Source organism: Terribacillus halophilus (assembly GCF_900162685.1).
GTDB lineage: Bacteria > Bacillota > Bacilli > Bacillales > Amphibacillaceae > Terribacillus > Terribacillus halophilus_A.
Map to the genome: position 1 here is coordinate 1,145,933 of NZ_LT727828.1, position 21,465 is coordinate 1,167,397.

The 21,465-nt window shown below is 44.5% G+C and carries 19 protein-coding genes, 1 riboswitch and 1 other annotated feature (1 of these 21 running past the window's edge); of the genes, 15 read left to right on the forward strand and 4 right to left on the reverse strand.

All coding sequences use genetic code 11. The features are described 5' to 3' along the window. Nucleotides 1–60: 60 nt before the first annotated feature. From B1K52_RS10320 to B1K52_RS10355, 8 genes are all read left to right on the forward strand, one after another. Complete coding sequence (locus B1K52_RS10320; protein ID WP_179106526.1) at nucleotides 61–1,416, forward strand: isochorismate synthase; 1,356 nt, start codon at nucleotides 61–63, stop codon at nucleotides 1,414–1,416. Next, nucleotides 1,413–3,158, forward strand: coding sequence for a 2-succinyl-5-enolpyruvyl-6-hydroxy-3-cyclohexene-1-carboxylic-acid synthase (gene menD, locus B1K52_RS10325; protein ID WP_077307919.1), 1,746 nt, complete (start codon nucleotides 1,413–1,415; stop codon nucleotides 3,156–3,158). Before B1K52_RS10320 ends, menD begins: the two co-directional genes overlap by 4 nt. Further along, complete coding sequence (menH, locus tag B1K52_RS10330) at nucleotides 3,151–3,966, forward strand: 2-succinyl-6-hydroxy-2,4-cyclohexadiene-1-carboxylate synthase (RefSeq protein ID WP_077307921.1); 816 nt, start codon at nucleotides 3,151–3,153, stop codon at nucleotides 3,964–3,966. The genes menD and menH overlap by 8 nt, the downstream gene beginning before the upstream one ends. Next, complete coding sequence (gene menB / locus B1K52_RS10335) at nucleotides 3,966–4,784, forward strand: 1,4-dihydroxy-2-naphthoyl-CoA synthase (protein ID WP_077307923.1); 819 nt, start codon at nucleotides 3,966–3,968, stop codon at nucleotides 4,782–4,784. The genes menH and menB overlap by 1 nt, the downstream gene beginning before the upstream one ends. A gap of 67 nt (nucleotides 4,785–4,851) precedes the next feature. After that, on the forward strand, nucleotides 4,852–6,336 hold the full coding sequence (locus B1K52_RS10340) for an o-succinylbenzoate--CoA ligase (protein WP_077307925.1): 1,485 nt from the start codon (nucleotides 4,852–4,854) through the stop codon (nucleotides 6,334–6,336). Further along, nucleotides 6,327–7,424, forward strand: a complete 1,098-nt coding sequence (gene menC, locus B1K52_RS10345; RefSeq protein WP_077307927.1) for an o-succinylbenzoate synthase — start codon at nucleotides 6,327–6,329, stop codon at nucleotides 7,422–7,424. Before B1K52_RS10340 ends, menC begins: the two co-directional genes overlap by 10 nt. Nucleotides 7,425–7,483: 59 nt before the next feature. After that, the gene (locus B1K52_RS10350) at nucleotides 7,484–7,657 is read left to right on the forward strand and encodes a YqaE/Pmp3 family membrane protein (protein WP_077307929.1); all 174 of its coding nucleotides are present in this window, start codon (nucleotides 7,484–7,486) and stop codon (nucleotides 7,655–7,657) included. A 124-nt stretch (nucleotides 7,658–7,781) separates the two neighbouring features. Further along, nucleotides 7,782–8,552 carry a SurA N-terminal domain-containing protein gene (locus tag B1K52_RS10355; protein WP_077307931.1) on the forward strand — a complete coding sequence of 257 codons (771 nt, stop codon included), beginning with the start codon at nucleotides 7,782–7,784 and terminating at the stop codon, nucleotides 8,550–8,552. Between the two features lie 54 nt (nucleotides 8,553–8,606). Here B1K52_RS10355 and B1K52_RS10360 read toward each other — a convergent pair whose 3' ends face one another. Next, nucleotides 8,607–9,446: a DUF6612 family protein gene (locus tag B1K52_RS10360; protein ID WP_077307933.1), complete on the reverse strand. Its 840-nt coding sequence runs from the start codon at nucleotides 9,444–9,446 to the stop codon at nucleotides 8,607–8,609. Nucleotides 9,447–9,807: 361 nt separating this feature from the next. On the opposite strand from B1K52_RS10360, the gene B1K52_RS10365 reads away from it, so the two are divergent. Further along, a complete protein-coding gene (locus B1K52_RS10365; protein WP_077307935.1) occupies nucleotides 9,808–10,338 on the forward strand; it encodes a hypothetical protein in 531 nt (176 codons plus the stop codon). A gap of 30 nt (nucleotides 10,339–10,368) precedes the next feature. After that, nucleotides 10,369–10,845, forward strand: coding sequence for an RNA deprotection pyrophosphohydrolase (gene ytkD / locus B1K52_RS10370; protein ID WP_077307937.1), 477 nt, complete (start codon nucleotides 10,369–10,371; stop codon nucleotides 10,843–10,845). A gap of 47 nt (nucleotides 10,846–10,892) precedes the next feature. Here the strand turns inward: ytkD and pckA are convergent, their stop codons facing one another. Continuing rightward, complete coding sequence (gene pckA, locus B1K52_RS10375; protein WP_077307939.1) at nucleotides 10,893–12,476, reverse strand: phosphoenolpyruvate carboxykinase (ATP); 1,584 nt, start codon at nucleotides 12,474–12,476, stop codon at nucleotides 10,893–10,895. A 187-nt stretch (nucleotides 12,477–12,663) separates the two neighbouring features. After that, nucleotides 12,664–12,769: riboswitch (SAM riboswitch) on the forward strand. A 184-nt stretch (nucleotides 12,770–12,953) separates the two neighbouring features. Between pckA and metK the strand changes: the two genes are divergently transcribed. Beyond that, entirely contained in the window at nucleotides 12,954–14,153 is a 1,200-nt protein-coding gene (metK, locus tag B1K52_RS10380; RefSeq protein ID WP_077307941.1) for a methionine adenosyltransferase, read from the forward strand. Between the two features lie 132 nt (nucleotides 14,154–14,285). Further along, nucleotides 14,286–16,193 carry an asparagine synthase (glutamine-hydrolyzing) gene (gene asnB, locus B1K52_RS10385; RefSeq protein WP_077307943.1) on the forward strand — a complete coding sequence of 636 codons (1,908 nt, stop codon included), beginning with the start codon at nucleotides 14,286–14,288 and terminating at the stop codon, nucleotides 16,191–16,193. 39 nt (nucleotides 16,194–16,232) lie between these two features. On the opposite strand, the gene B1K52_RS10390 is transcribed toward asnB, so the two are convergent. Then, a complete protein-coding gene (locus tag B1K52_RS10390; protein WP_077307945.1) occupies nucleotides 16,233–16,742 on the reverse strand; it encodes a gamma carbonic anhydrase in 510 nt (169 codons plus the stop codon). A 91-nt stretch (nucleotides 16,743–16,833) separates the two neighbouring features. On the opposite strand from B1K52_RS10390, the gene B1K52_RS10395 reads away from it, so the two are divergent. Further along, nucleotides 16,834–17,916 (forward strand): tetraprenyl-beta-curcumene synthase family protein, encoded by a 1,083-nt coding sequence (locus B1K52_RS10395; protein ID WP_077307947.1) that lies wholly within the window; start codon nucleotides 16,834–16,836, stop codon nucleotides 17,914–17,916. A gap of 16 nt (nucleotides 17,917–17,932) precedes the next feature. Here the strand turns inward: B1K52_RS10395 and B1K52_RS10400 are convergent, their stop codons facing one another. Next, the gene (locus tag B1K52_RS10400) at nucleotides 17,933–18,514 is read right to left on the reverse strand and encodes a tRNA 5-(aminomethyl)-2-thiouridylate-methyltransferase MnmM (protein WP_306278122.1); all 582 of its coding nucleotides are present in this window, start codon (nucleotides 18,512–18,514) and stop codon (nucleotides 17,933–17,935) included. A 177-nt stretch (nucleotides 18,515–18,691) separates the two neighbouring features. Here B1K52_RS10400 and B1K52_RS10405 point away from each other — a divergent pair, with 177 nt between their 5' ends. Continuing rightward, nucleotides 18,692–19,648 carry a BMP family ABC transporter substrate-binding protein gene (locus B1K52_RS10405; RefSeq protein WP_077307949.1) on the forward strand — a complete coding sequence of 319 codons (957 nt, stop codon included), beginning with the start codon at nucleotides 18,692–18,694 and terminating at the stop codon, nucleotides 19,646–19,648. Next, nucleotides 19,645–21,306, forward strand: coding sequence for a methyl-accepting chemotaxis protein (locus B1K52_RS10410; RefSeq protein ID WP_077307951.1), 1,662 nt, complete (start codon nucleotides 19,645–19,647; stop codon nucleotides 21,304–21,306). The genes B1K52_RS10405 and B1K52_RS10410 overlap by 4 nt, the downstream gene beginning before the upstream one ends. Nucleotides 21,307–21,347: 41 nt before the next feature. Further along, nucleotides 21,348–21,465: a binding site (T-box leader), on the forward strand (it continues 95 nt past the right edge of the window).

Below are 21,465 nucleotides of genomic sequence, written 5' to 3' on the forward strand. Positions count from 1 at the left end.
CATCTGAAATGTACGTTAACGAACAAACTTGTCCTTGCAGTAATGTGGAGGTCGGAAAAAATGATTCAACAATATATGACAGACTTCGAGTCTTTTCTTCGTAACGCTGCCGTACCAAATGGGCAGCAAACACTAGTAAGCTGGACAGAAAAGATCAGTGGCATTGATCCACTCCTTTTCTTCGCCAATGGTTCTTCTTTAGAAGGAGAGCGACATTTCTGGTATAGCCAGAAAGATGATTTTTACTTGGTTGGTGCAGGGCCAGCCATTATGGATATGCGTTCATCTCAGGAATGGGAGCATGTTATAGAAAGTGCAATAGTTCACAATCTTTCGGCGGTACCCGGAACAGGGCCAGTCGCCTTTTGCGGAAACAACTTTCAAACAGAGCAGCTGCGTCAGCTATGGAAGGACTTTCCTGCTACGCAATATCGTATCCCTGCTTTTACTTTGACCAAAACAGAGGCAAACTATTATATAACAATTAATCAGCTTGTGGATGGCTCTCATGTAAATGAGGCTGTTACGGTTATTTTAGAGCAGCTTAAGACGCTGATGGCTGATGGTTCGATGTCAGCTTCTCCAATGCAGCTGACAAATAAGCAAGAGCTCGATTCACAAGAGTGGAAACGATTAGTCAAGGAAGCAACGGACACAATAAAAGCAACAGACTTGGATAAAGTTGTGTTAGCGCGAGCAATGAAACTGGAGTTTGCAGAGAAACTGCAAGCGGCTGCTGTACTTCGAAATTTGATGAACAGTCAGCAAGATAGTTTTATTTTTGCAGTGGAAAACGGTTCGGCATGCTTCATTGGAGCTACACCAGAACGGCTCGTTCGTGTAGAAGCAGGAACATTACACACGAGCTGTGTCGCAGGGACTGCGCCTCGCGGAAAAGATGCTGCCGCGGATGCCGAGATCGGAGAAGCGCTGCTTGAAGACAGCAAAAACCGTGAAGAACATCAATATGTTGTCGAGATGATAACAGGTGTAATTCGCAAATATGCGGATAATCTGCGTCTTCCTGCTGTACCGGAATTGATGAAATTACGTCAGCTCCAGCATTTATATACGCCTGTTTCGGCAAACTTACAAGAAGGAGCTTCGATGCAGCAAATCGTGCAAGAGCTGCATCCGACACCTGCTTTGGGCGGACTGCCAAAGGAAAAAGCGCTTGCTTTTATCGCGGACAGAGAACCGCTGGAGCGCGGCTGGTATGGTGCGCCGATTGGCTGGATGGACAGCTATCAAAATGGTGATACGGCAGTTGCGATTCGTTCCGGTTTGCTGGATGGTAAGCAAGCTGTCCTGTTTGCAGGCTGCGGCGTTGTAAAAGATTCCGATCCGGAAATGGAATTTGAAGAAACAGCAATTAAATTCCGTCCGATGCTGGAAGCACTGGAGGTAACCGAATGAGCCATATTCAAACGTTAACCAAATATGTTGGCCATTTTGTGGATGCTCTTTGGCGAAGCGGAGTCGAACAGGTTGTCATTTCGCCTGGATCCAGATCGACGCCGCTTGCTTTATTAATGACAGAGCATCCGCATATGAAGCAGTGGGTAAACTTAGATGAGCGTTCCGCTGCATTCTTTGCGCTCGGTTTGGCAAAGGAAAGCCAAAAACCGGTAGCGCTCGTATGTACATCAGGAACAGCAGCAGCTAATTATATGCCAGCTGTTGTGGAGGCGTTTTACAGCAGAGTTCCGTTAATTTTGCTGACAGCAGATCGCCCGCATGAATTGCGTGATGTAGGAGCGCCGCAGGCAATCAACCAGATTCAAATGTATGGCGGTTTCGTCAAATGGTTCCACGAAATGATGCTGCCGGAAGCAAACCCTGCTGCATTGCGATATGTGCAGCAGCAGGCTGCCCGAGCGATGCAGCAAGCGCTGGAGGGTAATGCAGGTCCTGTTCATCTTAATTTCCCTTTCCGTGAGCCGCTCACCCCGGACTTTACGATGGAGAATATTTGGTCAACAGGTGAGGTTACCGGAGAGCCGTCTTTATATGGAACGTCACAATTAGATGAACAGGTAGTCGGTCAGCTTGCCGAACTTCTTGCATCTGGTAAGAAAGGGCTGCTAGTTGTTGGGCCGCAGGAAGATAAGACGCTCGCACTATCTGTTGTGCAGTTAGCCAAAGCATGGCAGCTCCCTGTCTTAGCAGATCCGTTATCGCAGCTGCGAAGCGGAAATCATGACAAGGATATGATTATCGAAACGTACGATACAATCTTGAAAGCAGCATCGGTTCGAGAGCAGCTGCAGCCAGATTATATTATCCGCTTCGGTGCAATGCCAGTATCCAAGCCATATTTATTCTTGCTAAAAGAAAATCCTGCTACCAAGCATATTGTCATCGAAAACCATGCAGGCTACCGTGAACCAGTGGGAATGCATACGCAATTCATTTACTGTAATCCTGCCGCTCTTTGTCAATCACTGGCAAAACAACCTGCCGGAGAACGCGACACTTGGCTCCCGGTTTGGCAAGAGATGAATCGCATTGCCTGTGATGTGCTGCAAGATGATGCAGCGCAACTGGAACTGACGGAAGGCACAACTGTTCAGGATGTTCTGCAGGAGACACCAGCAGAAAGCCATGTATTCGTTGGAAATAGCATGCCGATACGCGATTTAGACAGCTTCTTCTTTGCAACGGATAAGGACGTCCAGCCTTGGTGCAACCGCGGAACGAATGGCATTGATGGTGTTGTCTCTACCGCACTAGGTGTTGCTGCCAGCGGCAAACGAACGACGCTTGTTATAGGAGACCTTTCTTTCTATCACGATATGAACGGCCTGATGCTTGGGCGGAATTATGGTCTTGATCTAACTATTGTTGTGATCAACAATAATGGAGGGGGCATTTTCTCCTTCCTGCCGCAGGCGCAAGAAGCTGCCCATTTTGAGACACTATTTGGAACACCAACTAATCTGGATTTCGCCCACGCAGCGAATTTGTACCAGCTGCCATACACATTGGCAGCTGACCGAAATACTTTTTCTAGTGCTTTACAAGAAAGCTACCAAACAAAAGGTATGCACCTCATTGAAGTGCGTACCGAACGGGAAGCGAATGTCAGCTGGCACCGGGAAAAATGGCAGCAAGCCGAACAGCAGCTGTTAACTTATTTGGAGCAGCATCATGCTTGATTTTCATTACGTGGAATATGGTAATAAACAAGCAGCCCCCACGCTGCTGCTGTTTCACGGATTTACAAGTACGAGTCAGACATGGATGCCTTTTCTCGAATCTTGGAGTACAGCGCATCATGTGATAGCAATTGATATGCCGGGGCATGGAAAAACATCGATCACTAGTGATGGTACAATGGAACGCTTCACAGATGCTGTTGCAGCGTTCCTGGACAATCACGGCATTAACGAAATGAAGCTAATAGGCTACTCGATGGGCGGCCGAGCAGCTCTATCGTTTGCTTGCCGTTATCCAGAAAGAGTAAGCGGTCTTCTGTTAGAGAGTGCTTCTCCAGGTTTGAACACAGAGGAAGAAAGACGTGCCAGACAGCAGCACGATGAGCGACTGGCACAGCGTTTGGAGACAGAGGGGTTGGAGGAGTTTGTCAGCTTTTGGGAAAACATTCCCCTGTTTGAAACGCAAAAAAGTTTACCAAATTCCATCCAAAAGCAAATCAGACAGGAGCGGCTTTCTCAGCAGGCAAGCGGTCTTGCTGCATCACTTCGCACGATGGGAACAGGTAAGCAAATTTCTAATTGGGACAAGCTTTCCCTTTTGGATAGACCAGTTGTCCTGGTAGCTGGTGCATTGGATCATAAGTTCGTCGGAATCAATCAGGAGATGGAAAAACGGCTGCCGAATGCATCTTTACATATCGTTACAGCAGCTGGTCACAGCGTCCATGTTGAACAACCGCGAATTTTTGATAAAATAGTAAAGAGATACTTGCTTCATGATGAAGCAGATATAATGGAGGAATCATAATGACAATTACATGGGAAGCTACCCGTACGTATGATGATATTTTATACGAAGAGTACAACCAAATCGCAAAAATCTCAATCAACCGCCCGGAAGTGCGCAATGCGTTCCGTCCGCATACAGTAAATGAACTGATCGACGCGTTTACATACGCACGTGACGATTCAAACATCGGCGTTATTGTATTAGCTGGTGTTGGCGAAAAAGCATTCTGCTCCGGAGGTGACCAAAAAGTTCGCGGTCATGGCGGCTATGTAGGAGAAGATCAAGTTCCGCGCTTGAACGTACTAGACTTGCAGCGTTTAATCCGCGTTATTCCAAAACCAGTTGTAGCGGAGGTTTCCGGTTATGCAATTGGCGGCGGTCATGTTCTGCATGTTGTATGTGACTTAACAATTGCTGCAGACAACGCAATCTTCGGACAAACTGGTCCTCGTGTTGGTAGCTTCGACGCAGGGTACGGTGCTGGTCTGCTTGCGCGTAATATCGGTCAAAAGAAAGCGCGCGAAATTTGGTTCCTATGCCGTCAGTACAATGCACAAGAAGCATTGGATATGGGCTTAGTTAACACAGTTGTACCTTTGGATCAGCTGGAAGCAGAAACAGTAAAATGGTGTGAAGAAATGCTTTCTATGTCTCCGACAGCATTGCGTTTCTTGAAAGCTTCCCTTAATGCAGATACAGACGGCCTTGCTGGTTTGCAGCAAATGGGCGGAGATGCAACATTGCTTTATTACACAACAGATGAAGCGAAAGAAGGACGTGACGCGTTTAAAGAGAAACGCACGCCTGACTTCAAGAAATTCCCGCGTTTCCCTTAATAGACAGAAAGACAGAACCTTTGCGATATGCTGCAAAGGTTCTTCTTTATGAAAAGGAGTGATAAACATGACGGATAAGATACCACATTGGCTGCAAAAGCAAGCTGAACTCAGTCCAAACCGTCTGGCTGCAGAAACGCCAGAAGGGATGCAGCTTACATTTCGTCAGCTGCATGAAGCGGCAGATAATGTCGCAGGATGTCTCGCTTCTCTCGGTATCACAAAAGGCTCGCGCGTTGCCGTGCTGTCGCCAAACAGTATAGAAATGATCGTGCTTATTCATGCTTTAAGCTATATCGGAGCGACACTTATTTTACTGAATACAAGACTAACAACGTCTGAGTGGACATACCAGCTGCAAGATAGTGAGGCGGATCTGCTGCTTGCTGCCGCAGCTTATAAGAAAGCTGCAGATGAAACAGGTGTTGCTGTATACACAATCGAGAACCTGGAGCAGCAAGCAGTATCAGCATATACACGCTGCACAGAGCTTTCGCTCGATAACGTGTTCAGCATCATTTATACTTCCGGCACAACCGGCAATCCGAAAGGTGTAGCGCATACATACGGCAATCATTGGTGGAGTGCGATTGGGTCGGCGCTGAATCTTGGACTTTCCCAAAATGACAAATGGCTGTCACCGCTGCCAATGTTCCATGTAGGCGGTTTATCTACAATCTTCAAGAGCGCTATTTATGGAATGCCGTTGTATGTAACAAAAAGGTTTGATGAACAAACTGTTCAAACAGCGATTATGCAGCATGGCGTCACGATTGTATCGGTTGTGACAGTGATGCTGCAGCGGTTGCTGCAACTTCAAGATCAGGATGGTATCACTTATCCTGAAACGTTTCGCTGTATGCTGCTCGGAGGCGGCCCTGCTCCGCTTCATCTGCTTGAGGAAGCAAAAACACGTGACATCCCGGTGTTTCAATCCTACGGTATGACAGAAACTGCATCGCAAATTGTCACACTAAGTCCAGAAGATAGTATCCGGAAACTCGGATCAGCTGGAAAAGCTCTTGTACCGGCGCAGCTGCGGATCATGGGTACATCTGGTCTCGCACAGCCTGAGGAAACAGGAGAAATTCAAGTAAAGGGACCGATGATTACAAAAGGCTATTACCGCAATGCAGATGCTACTGCATCCGCTTTTCAGGATGGATGGCTTGCGACAGGAGATATTGGCTATACCGATGCAGAAGGCTATTTGTACGTGCTTGATCGCAGAAAAGATTTAATTATCTCTGGCGGTGAAAATGTTTATCCGGCTGAGGTGGAAAATATTCTGACCAGCCATCCTAGCATTCAGGAAGCCGCTGTCGTTGGGAAAGCAGATGCACGCTGGGGAATGGTGCCTGCAGCTTTTCTGGTAAAACAGCGAGAAGTAAGTATAGAAGAACTGCAAGCGTTCTGTGAAGAAAGACTCGCTCGTTATAAAATTCCAAAGAACTGGAATTGGGTGATGGAGCTGCCGCGAAATGCCAGCAATAAACTGATGCGATATAAGCTGCAGGAATTTTTGGAAGAGGACAGCGAATCATGCAGCTAAGAAGTTATCGATTATTCAACTATACACTGCCGCTAAAACAGCCGTTCACTACGCATGCTGGTGCTTTGCATGAACGAGAAGGAATTATTTTAGAGCTGCAGGATGCAGAAGGGCGTGTCGGTTACGGGGAAGGAGTGGCTTTTGCTGTCCCTTTCTATACGAGTGAGACAGTCGCGTCTAGCTGGATTCTTCTGCAGCGTTCATTGCTCCCGCTCCTATTTGAGAGTAAGGTGAAACACCCTTCGGAAATACCGGGGCTGTTTGCAGGCATTGTCGGTAATCAAATGGCCAAAGCGGCAGTAGAATGTGCCGTCTGGGATTTGTATGCAAAACAGCAAAATAAGAGTCTTGCTTCCTGTATTGGCGGGACGCAAACAAAAGCGAAAGCTGGAGCTGTTATTAGTCTTTCGGATAACTTGGAGCAGACGATCGAGCTGATCCATCAACAAGGCTTTGAACGAGCAAAGCTGAAGGTGGAGAAATACAAAGAGCGGCAGGCAATTGAACGAGTAAAGCAAATCGACGCTAGCTTGCCGCTCATGATTGATGGAAATGGTATGTATAAGCAAGCTGATATACCGCTGCTCACCGATTTGGACAGCTTGGAGCTTCAGATGATTGAACAGCCGTTTATACCAGGCGATGTGGTGCTGCATCAGCGGCTGCAAAAACAGATGAAAACGCCTATCTGTCTGGATGAAACGGTGGAAAGCGGAGAAGATGCTTGGCAGGCACTGGAGCTGGAAGCTTGCCGAACTATCAATATCAAGATTGGCCGCGTTGGAGGTATGACTGCAGCAATTCATATTCATGACCTTTGTCAGCAAGCGGGCTTGCCTGTCTGGTGTGGCGGAATGGTCGAATCAGGAATTTCCAAGGCGCATAATCTAGCGCTCGCATCTTTGCCTGGTTTCACGATTCCAGGGGACTTGTCCGGCTCAGACAGACACTTTTCGCGTGATTTATTGCAGCAACCTCTGTGTGTTGAAGGAGGGAGCATCGCCATTCCAGATGGTCCGGGAATAGGTGTAGAAGTAGATGTGGAATATTTATCTTATGTCTCTCGTGACGTGGTGCAAAGCGAATAGGTGTCAAAAGACATAGATATGGGTATATCTATACTAGTGCAACCTAGAGGAGGAGTCCTATGTTAATGTACCTATTAGCAATTTTATTACCACCGGTCGCAGTATTATTCACTGGCAAACCGTTCAAAGCATTGCTGAATTTAGTCTTAACGCTGCTATTTTTCGTCCCGGGGGCGGTACATGCTGCTCTCGTAGTAAAGGACCATAAAGACCGTAAAAAACAATTTGCCTAAGAAAGACGCCTGAACAGCGGGCGTCTTTCTCTTACTTTTCTACCAAAAAGACGTGGTATACTTGAGTTGTGTATCTTTAGATGTTACATTCGTAACCATAGAACAAGAGAGGGGTTTCTGTAATATGAAACGATTAACGACCCTATGCTTGATGCTGGTGCTTGCATTAGTATTAGCCGCATGCGGGAATGATGAGGATAAATCTGATAATTCATCCAGCGCCGACACAGAGGAAGCGCAGAAACAGCAAGAAGAAGCACAAAAGCAAATGGAAGAAATGCAGAAGAAACTCGAGAAACAGCAAGTAGATGCGGATAAAACAGTTGCTACCGTCAATGAAACAGAAATTAAAGGCAAAGAATATAATGCCCTTCTAGCTCAAGCTCAACAGCAATCACAGGCCAGCGGTGCTGATCCGACAACGGATGATGCTGCCAAGGAACTTAAGGACCAAGTGCTAAAGAGCCTAGTTGGCAATGAATTACTGCTTCAAGCCGCTACAAATAATGATTATGAAGTATCCGATAAAGAAGTAAACGAAGAACTGCAATCGACAAAAGACCAGCTTGGAAGTGAAGAGAAATTTACTGAAGCATTAAAAGCGACAGGCTCAACGGAGGAAGAATACAAGCAGCAATTAAAGGAAGGCTTGCTTGTAACGAAATACGTTGAGAACGAGCTGTCACCGAAAGAAGTAACAGAAGACGACATGAAGAGTTATTATGAAAAAATGGAACAGCAAGCAAAAGAAAGTAAGCAAGAAGATAGTTTGCCGAAATATGAGGAAGTAAAAGATCAGCTTAAAGCATCTATGGAACAGCAAAACCTGCAGACAGTTATGCTTGAAAAAGTGGACGAGCTGGAGAAAGATGCAGACGTACAATATAAAATTTAACTTAGAAAAAGGCACCATAGGGATGTATTAGTCCCTTTGGTGCCTTTTGTCTTATTAGTACGTTATCGTTGTGTCTGGTTCAGCTGGTGTGCCTTCCGTGGAAAGATCCATAGCAGTCTCTGCCTCTGGAGGAAGCTTGATCGTTTCTAAACTGTTAAAGTTAGACATATCCATATTGACTACACCATTGAATTTAGTTTCTGTTCCGGCCTCTACAATGCTGCCAGCCATATCATATTTCGTATTTGTCATATAGTTTGTTTTCTTATCAATGGTGACAGTGTAATCAAACTTATCAACCGTGAGGTCTTCTACATTTCGCACTTCCGTCATATATGTTCCCAACTGTTCTTCCATTACTTCCATCATCTTGTCTTCGGCTATTGCAACATCCAGCACGTACGCTGAATCTGTCTCGGATACTTTAATGCTGTCTGACAATTCTTGAATTTCTTTGAGTCTGTCAGCAGGGTTTAGTGTCGCTTCGTTTGTATCTGGAATGCTTGTTTGTGATGCGCTATCCATCTTCAGCCACATGTCAGCCGTCGGTTCATATACATAAAATATATCATCCTTTAAATACGTTTCCATCTCTTCTCCCATAGCTTCCATTTTCAGTTTAAACTCAAATGGTTCTTGCACAATGGATCCACTAAAGTTAGATTCTGTAGTCTGTTCTAATCCATCCATCATAATAGTTGCATCAGTAGTCATGCTCATGTCAAAACTATTCAGTTCTTCATTAGCGTTGTAACTTTTGCTAAGAATTTCGTCTGCTGTAGGCGTTTTTTCTTTTTCTCCTGCACTTGATGAGGACGCCCCATCTGCCCCGCAGCCTGTCAAAAATAATACGAATGCAAGTATAAACCATCCTACATGTTTTCTTGTCTTCATAAAAATCCCTCCAAAAATGTAATCGTACTGGTTATGGATAAGACGCGTTTTGTATAAACCTTGTTGCAGAACACACCAATAAGCCGTCATGGAAACAATACCCAATTGATAAGTAGATTATTACGAATTTCTTCGGATATATTACAAAAAGTTACAATTAAGGAGAAAATACTATGCTTCTAATCCGACTTGAACAGAATAAAGATAGGAATTACCTATCAATGTAACGGCTAATAGGTGATTGGACGGAGGTAGATTGATTAGAAGATCTTGAGCACATAGTAACTAAACCAAACATATGGGTTTTAAATAACCTGAGATGAGGAATACCTATACTAAGACTAAATGAGGAGGAATACATATGAGACGTTCATCTTGGAAGAAAACATTTGCTGTCATAATTACACTCCTAGTCCCAATTACATTTGCGCTATCATACCATTCAGAGAATATATTCGCAGTAACGACAGAGCAGAGTCAGGCAGCAGAAAAGCAGACAACTGAACAGCAAGAGCTGACACAAGCTCAAATTAATAAGCTGACAGCTGCATTTATGGACAAAATTACACAAGATATCGATGCCAACTATAAAGTCATCAACTACGATACGAAGGAAGAATTATTGAAAAGCTTTGATGAGGTGGCTGCCAGAACGGTAAGCGAACCAATGGTTGAGTTTTATTTCACAGAAAAAGCAGACGGCTTATATATTGTGCCAACTGAAACACCTGCATGGTACAATCCAGATAATTCATACAAAGTAAAAACAGAGTCCGATAAGTATGTTACAATTACACAAAGCAATGCAGATGAACTGCACGGTAATTATACAATCGAAATCAAATTCTTGTATGACGGAGGCTGGAAAATCGCAGAAGTCAAATACTTGTAGGTTTGATGTGAAGAAGAAGGCAGTGGGACGATGATTACATTCAGAGATTACTACAATAATGAAGTGAAGATGTCTTTCGCCGACCATCCATTTTCTGATCACCCTAAACATGTTTGGGTCATATGCCGTTATGGCAGCAAATGGCTGTTAACACGGCATAAAGATCGGGGATTGGAGTTCCCTGGAGGTAAAGTGGAAAAAGGCGAGACTGCAGAACATGCGGCAATGCGAGAAGTGATGGAGGAGACAGGTGGCGTTGTGCAGCAGTTAAAATACGTTGGACAATACTTTGTGGCTGGTAAGGCAGGGCATATCGTAAAAAACGTCTATTACGCCATTATTTCGGAAATGAAAAAAAAGTCAAACTATCTGGAGACATATGGTCCGGTACTTGTTGATCGGTTTCCTTCCCATTTGGCGCAGCAAGCTGAGTACAGTTTCATGATGAAAGACAAAGTACTGCCAAGTGCACTGCACCATATAAATAACTTAGAGAAAACAATGTAAAAGGACTGCCCTGAAGCGCTCGGCTTCGATGGGCAGTCCTTTTTCTGTTACCTATATAATGGACCAGCTTGGCGAATTGTTTCATCAATGAAATCAAATTTCTCGAAATTACGATGAAACTTCATTGCTAGTTCTTTTGCTTTTTCTTTATAAGCAGCTTTATCTTCCCATGCATTCTCAGGCATTAAAAGGGTGGATGGTACATCTGGGCAAGAAACTGGGACATGCAAGCCAAAAATCTCGTCTTCGACTGTATGAATATCTTTCAGTTCTCCCGACAGCGCCGCCTGCACCATTCTTCTCGTATACGTAAGCTTCATTCTGGCACCTGTGTGATAGTCGCCGCCAGTCCACCCCGTGTTAACGAGATACACTTCTGCTTTGTGTGTGCTGATTTTATCTCCTAGCATTTCCGCATAAACGGCGGGTGCAAGCGGAAGGAATGGAGCGCCAAAACAAGTAGAGAACGTTGCTTCTGGTTCTGTAACGCCGCGCTCTGTACCGGCAAGTTTACTCGTATACCCGCTTAAGAAATGATACATGGCTTGTTCGGTCGACAGCTTGCTGATTGGAGGAAGCACACCAGTAGCATCAGCAGTCAGGAAAACGATTGTTTTCGGTTGTCCAGCCTGGCTTTTTGGAAGGCTGTCTTTTATATAGTCAATTGGATAAGCAGCACGGGTGTTTTCTGTTACCGACCCATCGTCGTAATCACATACACCGCTATCATTCACTGTGACGTTTTCAAGTATGGTTCCGAATTTGATTGCGCTGTGAATTTCGGGTTCTTTCTCAGCAGACAAGTTTATGCACTTGGCATAGCAGCCGCCTTCTATGTTGAAGACGCCATCCGGAGACCACCCATGTTCATCGTCTCCTATCAAAGGGCGATTTGGATCTGCAGAAAGTGTGGTCTTACCTGTTCCTGATAATCCGAAGAATAAAGCTGTATCTCCGTCTGACCCTACATTCGCAGAGCAATGCATTGGCATGACTTCTTGCTGCGGAAGCAAGAAGTTCATTACGGAGAAGATTGATTTTTTCATTTCACCTGCATATTCTGTTCCGCCGATTACGATGACGCGCTGTTTGAATGATACAATGACAAACGCTTCTGAGTTTGTGCCGTCAACAGCTGGATCTGCTTTCACGCCAGGAGCAGAAATGACAGTGAAAGCAGGTTTATGTGCCGCCAGTTCCTCTTCGGCTGGGCGGATGAACAGCTGATGGGCAAATAGATTATGCCACGCGTACTCATTGATTACTTGGATCGGTAAATGATAACGTTCATCCGCTCCGGCAAAACCTTGGAAAGAAAATACTTCTTCTTGGGCCTGCAAGTAATTCACAACCTTTTCCAATAAATGCTCAAACGTTTCTTCACTGATTGGCTGGTTTACTTTTCCCCAGTCTACTTTGTTTTCGGATAATTCGTCTTGTACGATAAATTTATCTTTAGGTGAGCGCCCAGTATATTTACCGGTAGCTGCTCGCAATGCGCCTGTTTCTGTCAGGCATGCTTCTTGACGGGATAGTGCCGCCTCCGTTAGCTGTGCCACAGATAAGTTTCTTTTTACATTTGGTTGATTGCGCAATTCCTCTAACGCTGCTACTGCATGCATCATTCGCATTTAGGATCCCGCCCTTTTGTTTAGTTTTTAATAGTATAACACATTAGAATATTAATACATACTATATTTAATTGCAATGGAAATGTGCATAATAGATGCACATCAATCCCGATTGACACAGTCGGTATTTGTAGGATTTTATTGACTTATGGGCGTTGTTTCGATAACATAAGTGCGAGCGGAAACACTCTTATTCAGAGTAGGCGGAGGGACAGGCCCTAAGAAACCCGGCAACCGTCACAACACGTGAAATGGTGCTCAACCTGAGCAAGGATTACCTTGAACGATAAGAGAGGGAATAAGCCAGCCTTCTGTTATGCATAGAAGGTTTTTTTCATGTCACGGCTTAATACTAAAAAAAGAGCAATACAAATCGTAGTGCTCTTTCAACCTTCACCCATTATCAAGTTTCTTAATAACATACTTGGAAAGAGTAGAACTTCCGTATTAATCGTAGTTGAAGGGGGATTTGGCAGAATGACTGCTAATCGTCGATTATTTACCTCAGAATCCGTTACTGAAGGCCACCCGGATAAAATTTGTGACCAAATCTCGGATGCTATATTAGATGAAATCCTGTCTAAGGATCCAAATGCCCGTGTTGCTTGTGAGACAACGGTAACAACAGGGCTAGTGCTTGTTGCAGGTGAAATTACCACAAGTGCTTATGTTGATATTCAAAGCATCGTGCGCAACACAATCAAGGAAATTGGTTATACCCGTGCAAAATACGGCTTTGATGCTGATACGTGTGCTGTTTTGACAGCAATCGATGAGCAATCCCCTGATATTGCAGGCGGTGTTAATCAGGCATTAGAAGCTCGTGAAGGGCATATGTCAGACGAAGAAATCGATGCAATCGGAGCAGGCGACCAGGGATTAATGTTTGGTTATGCTAGTAATGAAACACCTGAATTTATGCCGCTTCCTATTTCTCTTGCTCACCGTCTTTCCAAGCAATTGGCTAAGGTGCGGAAGGATGAAGCTGTAGACTACTTGCGTCCAGATGGTAAAACACAGGTAACAGTAGAATACGATGACAATGATCAGCCAGTACGAATTGATACAATTGTTATCTCCACACAGCATCACCCAGATGTAGAACAGGCGCAGATTCATGCTGATTTAAAAGAACTTGTAATCAAGCCTGTCGTTCCCGCAGAATTGCTGGATGAAAATACAAAATACATTATCAATCCGACAGGGCGTTTCGTTATCGGCGGTCCGCAAGGCGATGCCGGTTTGACTGGCCGTAAGATTATCGTAGACACATATGGCGGATATGCGCGTCACGGAGGCGGTGCTTTCAGCGGGAAAGATGCTACCAAAGTGGACCGTTCCGGAGCATATGCAGCGCGTTATGTAGCGAAAAATATCGTTGCAGCTGACCTTGCAGATAAATGTGAAGTGCAGCTTGCTTATGCAATTGGTGTTGCTGAACCGGTTTCAATTAGTATTGATACATTTGGAACAGGCAAACAACCGCAAGAAGCATTGGTAAAAGCAGTACGCGAACTATTCGATTTGCGTCCTGCAGGTATCATCAAGATGCTGAACCTGCGCCAGCCAATCTATAAAGATACAGCAGCGTATGGTCACTTTGGACGTACAGATAAGAACTTCCCTTGGGAGCAGACAGATAGAGCAGCACAGCTGAAAAGCTATACATTCGCATAATCAGTTAAAAGCAAGAGCGCATTTTCCCGCTCTTGCTCTTTTTGTGCGGGCGCCCATATTCTAGATACAAGAATCGAATTGTTTTGTGCTATAATTAAAGGCTAGAAGGAATGAAAGAGAGGCTAAATGTAAATGTGTGGTTTGATTGGCGTCATTAGAAAAAACGTAAAACAACTAACGCAAGCTGAAAAGGATAAATTCCAACAACAAAACAACATTATCACCCACCGCGGACCTGATGATGAAGGATATTACCATGATGAGCATGTCTCATTCGGTTTCCGCCGTTTGAGTATTATTGATATTGAAGCTGGTGTACAGCCATTAAGCTATGATGATGAGAAAATTTGGATGGTCTTCAATGGCGAGATTTACAACTATGTTGAGCTGCGTGAAGATTTGCTGAAAAAAGGTTCCACGTTCAAAACGGAATCCGATACAGAGGTCATTGCCGCGATGTACCATACATACGGAGCAGAAGCTTTCAAAGAGCTTCGCGGTATGTTCAGCATTTTGCTATGGGACAAAGAGAAGAAAACATTCTACGGAGCGCGTGATCCATTCGGTATTAAACCGCTCTTCTACAAAGAAACAGACGAGGAAATCTTCTTTGCTTCAGAGAAGAAGAGTATTACACTTCTTCAAGAATCCGAGACAGTAAATACAGAGGCATTGCAGCAGTATTTGAGCTATCAGTATGTACCGGAACCTCTTACAATGACAGAAGGCATTAAGCGAGTGGAACCTGGTCATTACTTTGTGAAGCGTGAAGGTGAACCGCTGGAATTACATCGCTACTGGCATGCAACGTTCTCACCGAAAATCATGGACAAGCAAGCTTGGATTACGCGCATTCAAGATGTGCTGCATGATTCCGTAAGCAAACATATGCGCAGTGATGTGCCGGTCGGATCGTTCCTTTCCGGTGGAATCGATTCTTCAATTATTGTAGCAATTGCCAAGCAATTTAATCCGAATCTAAAAACCTTCTCGGTAGGATTTGAACGTGAAGGATTCTCTGAAGTGGATGTGGCGAAAGAAACAGCTGAGAAAATCGGCGTTGAGAACTATTCGCATATTATTACGCCAGAAGAGTATTTAGAAAAACTCCCGAAAATCATGTGGCATATGGATGACCCGTTAGCGGATCCATCTGCAATCGCACTGTATTTCGTAGCGAGAGAAGCGAGCAAGCATGTAACTGTTGCTCTGTCTGGTGAAGGTTCTGATGAGCTATTCGGCGGATACAATATTTACCGTGAACCAGAATCACTGCGTATGTTTGACAGCATTCCTGGTCCTGCTAAAGCGCTGCTTAATCGTGTGGCAAAAGTTCTTCCAGAAGGCGTACGCGGAAAGAGTTTCTTAGAGCGCGGTACAACACCACTGAAAGACCGCTATATCGGAAATGCGAAGATGTTTGAAAAACATGACTTGCAAAAACTTCTGAAAACATATGATGATTCCATTAGTTATCAGCAGTTAACAGCGCCATTGTATGAGAACGTTAAAAATGAATCACTCGTTGATCAGATGCAGTACATCGACATTCATACATGGCTGCGTGGAGACATTTTGCTGAAAGCAGATAAAATGACGATGGCGCACTCACTTGAGCTGCGCGTGCCTTTCCTTGATAAAGAAGTGTTCCGTGTTGCACGTGAGATTCCAGAAGATTTGAAGATTGCAAACAACACGACGAAAAGCTTGCTGCGTGAAGCGGTAGAAGGCATTGTGCCGGATCACGTACTAAACCGTAAGAAACTAGGCTTCCCGGTACCAATGCGCCACTGGCTGAAGAACGAACTAAACAGCTGGGCGAAAACATTGATTCGCGAAAGTCAGACAGATCATTTGCTGCATAAAGATTATATTTTGAATTTACTAGAGGCGCATTGCCAAGGAAAAGGGGATTACAGCCGGAAGATTTGGACTGTACTTGCCTTCATGCTATGGCATCAAATCTATGTAGAGCGCAAATATGACTTTGCAGAGTTCCAAAAGGTCGATAAAGTAGGAAGCAAACTGCAAACTACTTAAGAAGAAAAAGCCGTTCCTGGTGTTGCAGGAACGGCTTTTTTACGTTGTTTCTTTATACTGCTTGCTTTTGTTTATATATTCTAGTCGGATACGCTCCATATCCTGGTAATCAGCATCCGTTAAATCTCGTACAACTTTTGCTGGTCTGCCAAAGGCAAGTTTGCCCGCAGGTATCGTCTTTCCAGGAGGCACGAGGGAACCTGCACCAAGGTATGCGCCATCTTCAATAACCGCGCCATCTAGTACAAGAGAACCCATACCAACAAGAGAATTTATACCAATTGTGCAGGAATGCAGTGTAACTTGGTGACCAATTGTGGCACCTTCCTTTATAATAAGAGGTAGATCAGGACTTTGGTGAAGCACGCAAAGATCTTGTACATTGGCACCTTCGCCAATTACTATGGGAGAAACGTCTCCCCGAATCACTGTTTTAAACCAAATGCTAGCATCTTTTTTGATCGTGACATCTCCTGTGATAACAGCATCAGGAGCGACATATGCTTCCTTATGAACATGTGGACGTTTCTTGTCGTATTCGTAAATCATTTGAATACTCCTTTCGTTTATGTTCTTATAGACTTACTAGTTTTTTTAGAAAAAAGAGATAATCCCGGAATTCGAGGAGCGAAATCATACTATGGCCCAACAAATACCGAAGTCATCAGTTTTACTTATGCATCAAGTATATCGGAAAATTTTCCCGGAAGTACATAAAGAATTGGAAACGTGGACAAAACGCGCCGAAGCAATTCCTAATCCGGAACTTCGCAAACAGGCTTTGGAAAGTATCCGAACAAAACGCTTCCACTGCCAAGGAGGAGCTGTTTATAGTCTTCTCGCTGGAGATGCTTGGAAACAATCGATTAAATTCATTATTGCGTATCAAACCATTAGTGATTATTTAGATAATCTTTGTGACCGCAGTACTTCACTTGATCCGGATGATTTTCGTCTTCTGCACCAGTCGATGCTGGATGCACTGCAGCCTGGTGAGCCGTTAAAAGATTATTATGCACTGCGGGAAGAACAAGAGGATGGGGGCTATTTGCATGCTCTCGTGTCTACGTGTCAAACGATTTTAGGAAAGCAGCCGAATTTGAAGATTATCCAGCCGTATTTGCTGAAGTTATCTGGCTTGTATGGTGACTTGCAAGTGCATAAGCATGTTGCGAAAGAAGAGCGAATTGAACGCCTTACAAAATGGTTTGCTGACCATCAGGCGAACTACCAGGATTTGACCTGGTATGAATTCTCTGCCTGCAGCGGTTCAACACTGGGTATTTTCTGTTTTGTGTCGTATGGTATGGGGATACAACTCAATCACCAGCTGGCGGATGATATTTACCGCAGTTACTTCCCTTATATGCAAGGATTACATATTCTTCTGGATTACTATATTGACCAAATGGAAGATGAAGAAGAAGGTGATTTGAATTTTTGCCACTATTACAGAGATTCAGAGGAAATGCGCGAAAGACTTCTCTATTTCATTGACCGGACTAACGAAAGCGTTCAGAAGCTCCCGCATGCTTCCTTCCATGAGATGGTCCATCACGGTCTTGTAGGGCTGTACTTAGCAGACCGGAAAGTGAGCCTTTTAACAGATAGTAAGCAAATGATTAAGTCTTTGCTGCGTGCAAGTGGGAATAAGTCAAAATTCTTCCACCTTAATGTAAAAGCTTATAATAAAATGAAAGAAGCGCGTACCCCAATTAGTTAGGGGTGTCGCGCTTCTTTCATTTTTTCTTTTTCTTCTCAATTGCAATAATGAACGGGGGATTATTTTTTTGGTTAAGGAAGCGGTACTGCAAGACAGCGTACTGCTTTTGATCATACTCTTTTACGTGGGCGAGCAATCCTTCTTTTTCAATAGCGCCCTCTGCATGACCATGATAGACAACGAGTACAATTCTTCCGCCAGGTTTCATGCTGTGGCGAATTTTCTCAATAGCTGTGATGGTACTCTCAGCATTTGTTGTAATGGCCTTGCTGCTGCCTGGGAGGTAACCGAGGTTAAAGATAGCGCCCGCAAGTTTTCCTTCGTCCTCTGGGGTTATATAATGGTCGACACGCTGGTGGCTGTCCAGAATCAACGTTGTGTTTGTGACATCATGCATAGTCAAGTGCTTGCTTGTCATCTCGATTGCCTGTTCTTGTATATCGAATGCCAGCACCTTCCCCTCATCTCCAACTAACCGGCTCAACACGAGTGTATCGTTTCCGTTGCCGCAAGTTGCATCGATGACGGTATCTCCCGGATTGACTACTTGTTCTATCAGTTCGTGCGCATAAGCAATAACATGTTTTAACATTTCCATGAATCCTCTCTCTGACAAATTGTTCTCTCTTATTTTTACGCTACCTGCGACTATTTAGCAAACCAAATCACTCTTTTGTAAAAGAAAATTTACAAACACTTAACGGAAGTCATGTAGAAACTTGTCGGAATAAGGACCATAGTAGGAGGGTGAATAACAAGAAGGGAGCACAAATACATGCATAAGCGCATCCTAATACCTATATGTGTCCTCATTCTCTGCTATTTAGCGGGGTGTGCTGCTAACCCAGCTGCAGCTAAGTTGGATGAAGAGAAACGCATAGGTGTGGTTCTTACAGAAGCAGGTCTCGGAGATCAGGAATTGAATGATCTGGCAATTGAAGGGCTCACAAAAGCAAGAGATAGGCTCAATATTATCTATACATACAAAGAAGTTACAGCAGACATGTCATACGAAAAAGCACTCCAGGAGCTTGCGAGTGAAGGGATGAATATCATCATCACGCTTGAAGCGGAAGCAGGAGAGGCTGTCGCTGAACAGGCCAAAGCCAATCCTGATATAACATACATAAGCTTTGGAACTGATTTAAAAGCGAAGAATCTGTATGGCTACCAATTCCATACAGAGGAAGCTGGCTATCTGGCAGGTGTAACAGCAGCAACAATCACCAAAAGTGGAAAAACAGGATTTATTGGAGAGTCTGATAGTCCGTATTTGACAGGCTTTAAGAAGGGGATTGAAAATACTAATTCGGATACAGAACTTCTAGTCCGAGAAACGTCGCCTGATGATCAGCGTGCTGGAAATGAGTTGTCGAAGGAACTGCTGAAAGAAGGGGCAGATGTACTTTTTGCTGATCCTGGAAAAGCTGGGAAAGCAATGATTGCGCAAGCAGCACTGGCACATGTTTATGCGATTGGAGCTGGCGGAGATCAAGCTTACTTAGAACCAGATGCAGTCGTCACATCTGCTATGCTGCGAGTTGACCATGTTATTTTTGAGCTGCTCAAGTTGAATGACAAAGGCGAGGACCTTCCTAGTGATACGAATGTGGGCTTAGAGGAGCAGGGAGTTGAATTAAGTCCGATTGCAGTGGTCAGCATCACAGATAAAGTGGCGGGCAAAGTCCATACTGCCACTCAAAAGCTGATAGAATCGGAGCGTGCCAAATGAAACTGACACGGAAACTATTATGGCAATCTATTTGTACCAGTGCGCTTGCTTTCGTACTGATTGCTTTCATCATTATGAGTATGATTCGAATTAATGCTTCCAGCTACGATCAAGTACAGCATCTGCTCAAGCTGCAGCAGCTCGACAGTGAGCTGCATAACGCTGGGCAAGTTTTGCGGAACACTTCTACCATTCGGACGGAGACATCAGCAGCAGACTTGCGTACTTATTTAGATCAAAGTGAATCGGATTTTGAGCAGTTGTTATCTTCTACAAAGGGGCAGTCTGCAGTATATCTAGAGGCAGGCAAGAAGAAATACGATGAATGGCAAGGGGACGTAACAAGTCTCCTGACAAATGTGAACGAGATGGAAGCACTGCGGTTATCGAGCCGCGTAGAAGGACTGTTGAATGATGTCTACATGGCGAATGCCTACAGTACGGCCGCTTATGAGGATGAACAGCTTGCTTTGCAAAATCAAATAACATTTGTAATTGTGGTGTCTTTAATTGGTGTTCTGCTGCTCACCATCGTAACAAATTATATTTCCAGAAGAACAAGTAAATCCATTGCGGATCCTCTGTTGGCACTTGCTTCCAGAACGAATCAGATCGCTGCGGGTGATTTGACTGCGGAACCGATAGACAAGGCTGGTACCTTGGAGATTAAACAAATGAATCATGCATTCGGACAAATGACGGAACAGCTGAAAGGGCTGATTGGTTCCATCGAGAAAGCAAGTAATGAAGTAGCTGGAATGTCTCAAGAGATTGATAAAGATAATCGAAATCTTCAATCGCTGCACAATGACATTGCTGCTTCTGTAGGGGAAATTACTTCCGGTTCCCAGCGTATATCTGCTGATCTTCAGCAGACAGTGGAGCTGATTGAGCAAATGGACAAGCAAGGCAAAGCGAACAGTGTTTTTGCGACAGAAACAGTGGAACTCGGCAAACTTGCATCTGGAGCTGCCATGCGCGGCCGGGAAACAGTTGTGAATCAACAGCAGCTGACGGTGAAGAATAACGAGAGCAGAGAACTGATGGAAGCCTCACTTCGGGATTTCACGCAGTATTCACAGCAAATTGAGCAAATGGTGGCTTCCGTTTCTTCTGTGGCAGAGCAGACCAATTTACTAGCTTTAAATGCAGCAATAGAGGCTGCAAGGGCTGGGGAAGCTGGGAAAGGTTTTGCAGTTGTAGCAGATGAAATTCGGAAGCTTGCGGATGAATCAAAAGTTTCTGCAGATGCTATTTATCAATCGGTTCGTGCAATTCGTCAAGGCACAATGAATCTATCGGAAGCTGTTCAGTTCGGAAACGAGCTGGCTAAAGCGGAGGCAGCATCGATGGAAAGTATGGAGACGTCATTTGTCGAAATAGAAGAGAAGTTTCAAGCAATATCTGGTCGGCTGCAGCAAATCCAAAGCGGAAATGTGCAATCAGAACGACTCGGTGGTGACGTGCTGTCCAGAGTGGAGCAAATCAATAGTACCTTGCAAGAAAACACAGCCAAAACGGATATTGTTCATCATTCGACGAATGAACAATATGAAGCTTATGAACAGCTGGCTGTAACAGTCGGCGAACTTGAGCGCGTAACGAATGACTTGCAGGAAGCAGTTGCTGTATTTCAGACAGAAACTGCCGAATCTTGACAAACGCGGGACTGTTTCGTACACTGAACACAACAATACTGTGAACGATGAGGAGAAGGAGTAGTAGTAAGCTTTGCTCGGTCTAGAGAGACGGTACTTTGGTGCAAGCCGTCCCAGCAGCTTGTGAACTCGCCTTCATAATTGCAAAAGGGAACTGCC

Bases quoted from the DNA above. Each gene is read 5' to 3' on its own strand.
- B1K52_RS10320 (WP_179106526.1), top strand. From the start codon at position 61: ATGATTCAACAATATATGACAGACTTCGAGTCTTTTCTTCGTAACGCT.
- menD (WP_077307919.1), top strand. From the start codon at position 1,413: ATGAGCCATATTCAAACGTTAACCAAATATGTTGGCCATTTTGTGGAT.
- menH (WP_077307921.1), top strand. From the start codon at position 3,151: ATGCTTGATTTTCATTACGTGGAATATGGTAATAAACAAGCAGCCCCC.
- menB (WP_077307923.1), top strand. From the start codon at position 3,966: ATGACAATTACATGGGAAGCTACCCGTACGTATGATGATATTTTATAC.
- B1K52_RS10340 (WP_077307925.1), top strand. From the start codon at position 4,852: ATGACGGATAAGATACCACATTGGCTGCAAAAGCAAGCTGAACTCAGT.
- menC (WP_077307927.1), top strand. From the start codon at position 6,327: ATGCAGCTAAGAAGTTATCGATTATTCAACTATACACTGCCGCTAAAA.
- B1K52_RS10350 (WP_077307929.1), top strand. From the start codon at position 7,484: ATGTTAATGTACCTATTAGCAATTTTATTACCACCGGTCGCAGTATTA.
- B1K52_RS10355 (WP_077307931.1), top strand. From the start codon at position 7,782: ATGAAACGATTAACGACCCTATGCTTGATGCTGGTGCTTGCATTAGTA.
- B1K52_RS10360 (WP_077307933.1), bottom strand. From the start codon at position 9,446: ATGAAGACAAGAAAACATGTAGGATGGTTTATACTTGCATTCGTATTA.
- B1K52_RS10365 (WP_077307935.1), top strand. From the start codon at position 9,808: ATGAGACGTTCATCTTGGAAGAAAACATTTGCTGTCATAATTACACTC.
- ytkD (WP_077307937.1), top strand. From the start codon at position 10,369: ATGATTACATTCAGAGATTACTACAATAATGAAGTGAAGATGTCTTTC.
- pckA (WP_077307939.1), bottom strand. From the start codon at position 12,476: ATGCGAATGATGCATGCAGTAGCAGCGTTAGAGGAATTGCGCAATCAA.
- metK (WP_077307941.1), top strand. From the start codon at position 12,954: ATGACTGCTAATCGTCGATTATTTACCTCAGAATCCGTTACTGAAGGC.
- asnB (WP_077307943.1), top strand. From the start codon at position 14,286: ATGTGTGGTTTGATTGGCGTCATTAGAAAAAACGTAAAACAACTAACG.
- B1K52_RS10390 (WP_077307945.1), bottom strand. From the start codon at position 16,742: ATGATTTACGAATACGACAAGAAACGTCCACATGTTCATAAGGAAGCA.
- B1K52_RS10395 (WP_077307947.1), top strand. From the start codon at position 16,834: ATGGCCCAACAAATACCGAAGTCATCAGTTTTACTTATGCATCAAGTA.
- B1K52_RS10400 (WP_306278122.1), bottom strand. From the start codon at position 18,514: ATGGAAATGTTAAAACATGTTATTGCTTATGCGCACGAACTGATAGAA.
- B1K52_RS10405 (WP_077307949.1), top strand. From the start codon at position 18,692: ATGCATAAGCGCATCCTAATACCTATATGTGTCCTCATTCTCTGCTAT.
- B1K52_RS10410 (WP_077307951.1), top strand. From the start codon at position 19,645: ATGAAACTGACACGGAAACTATTATGGCAATCTATTTGTACCAGTGCG.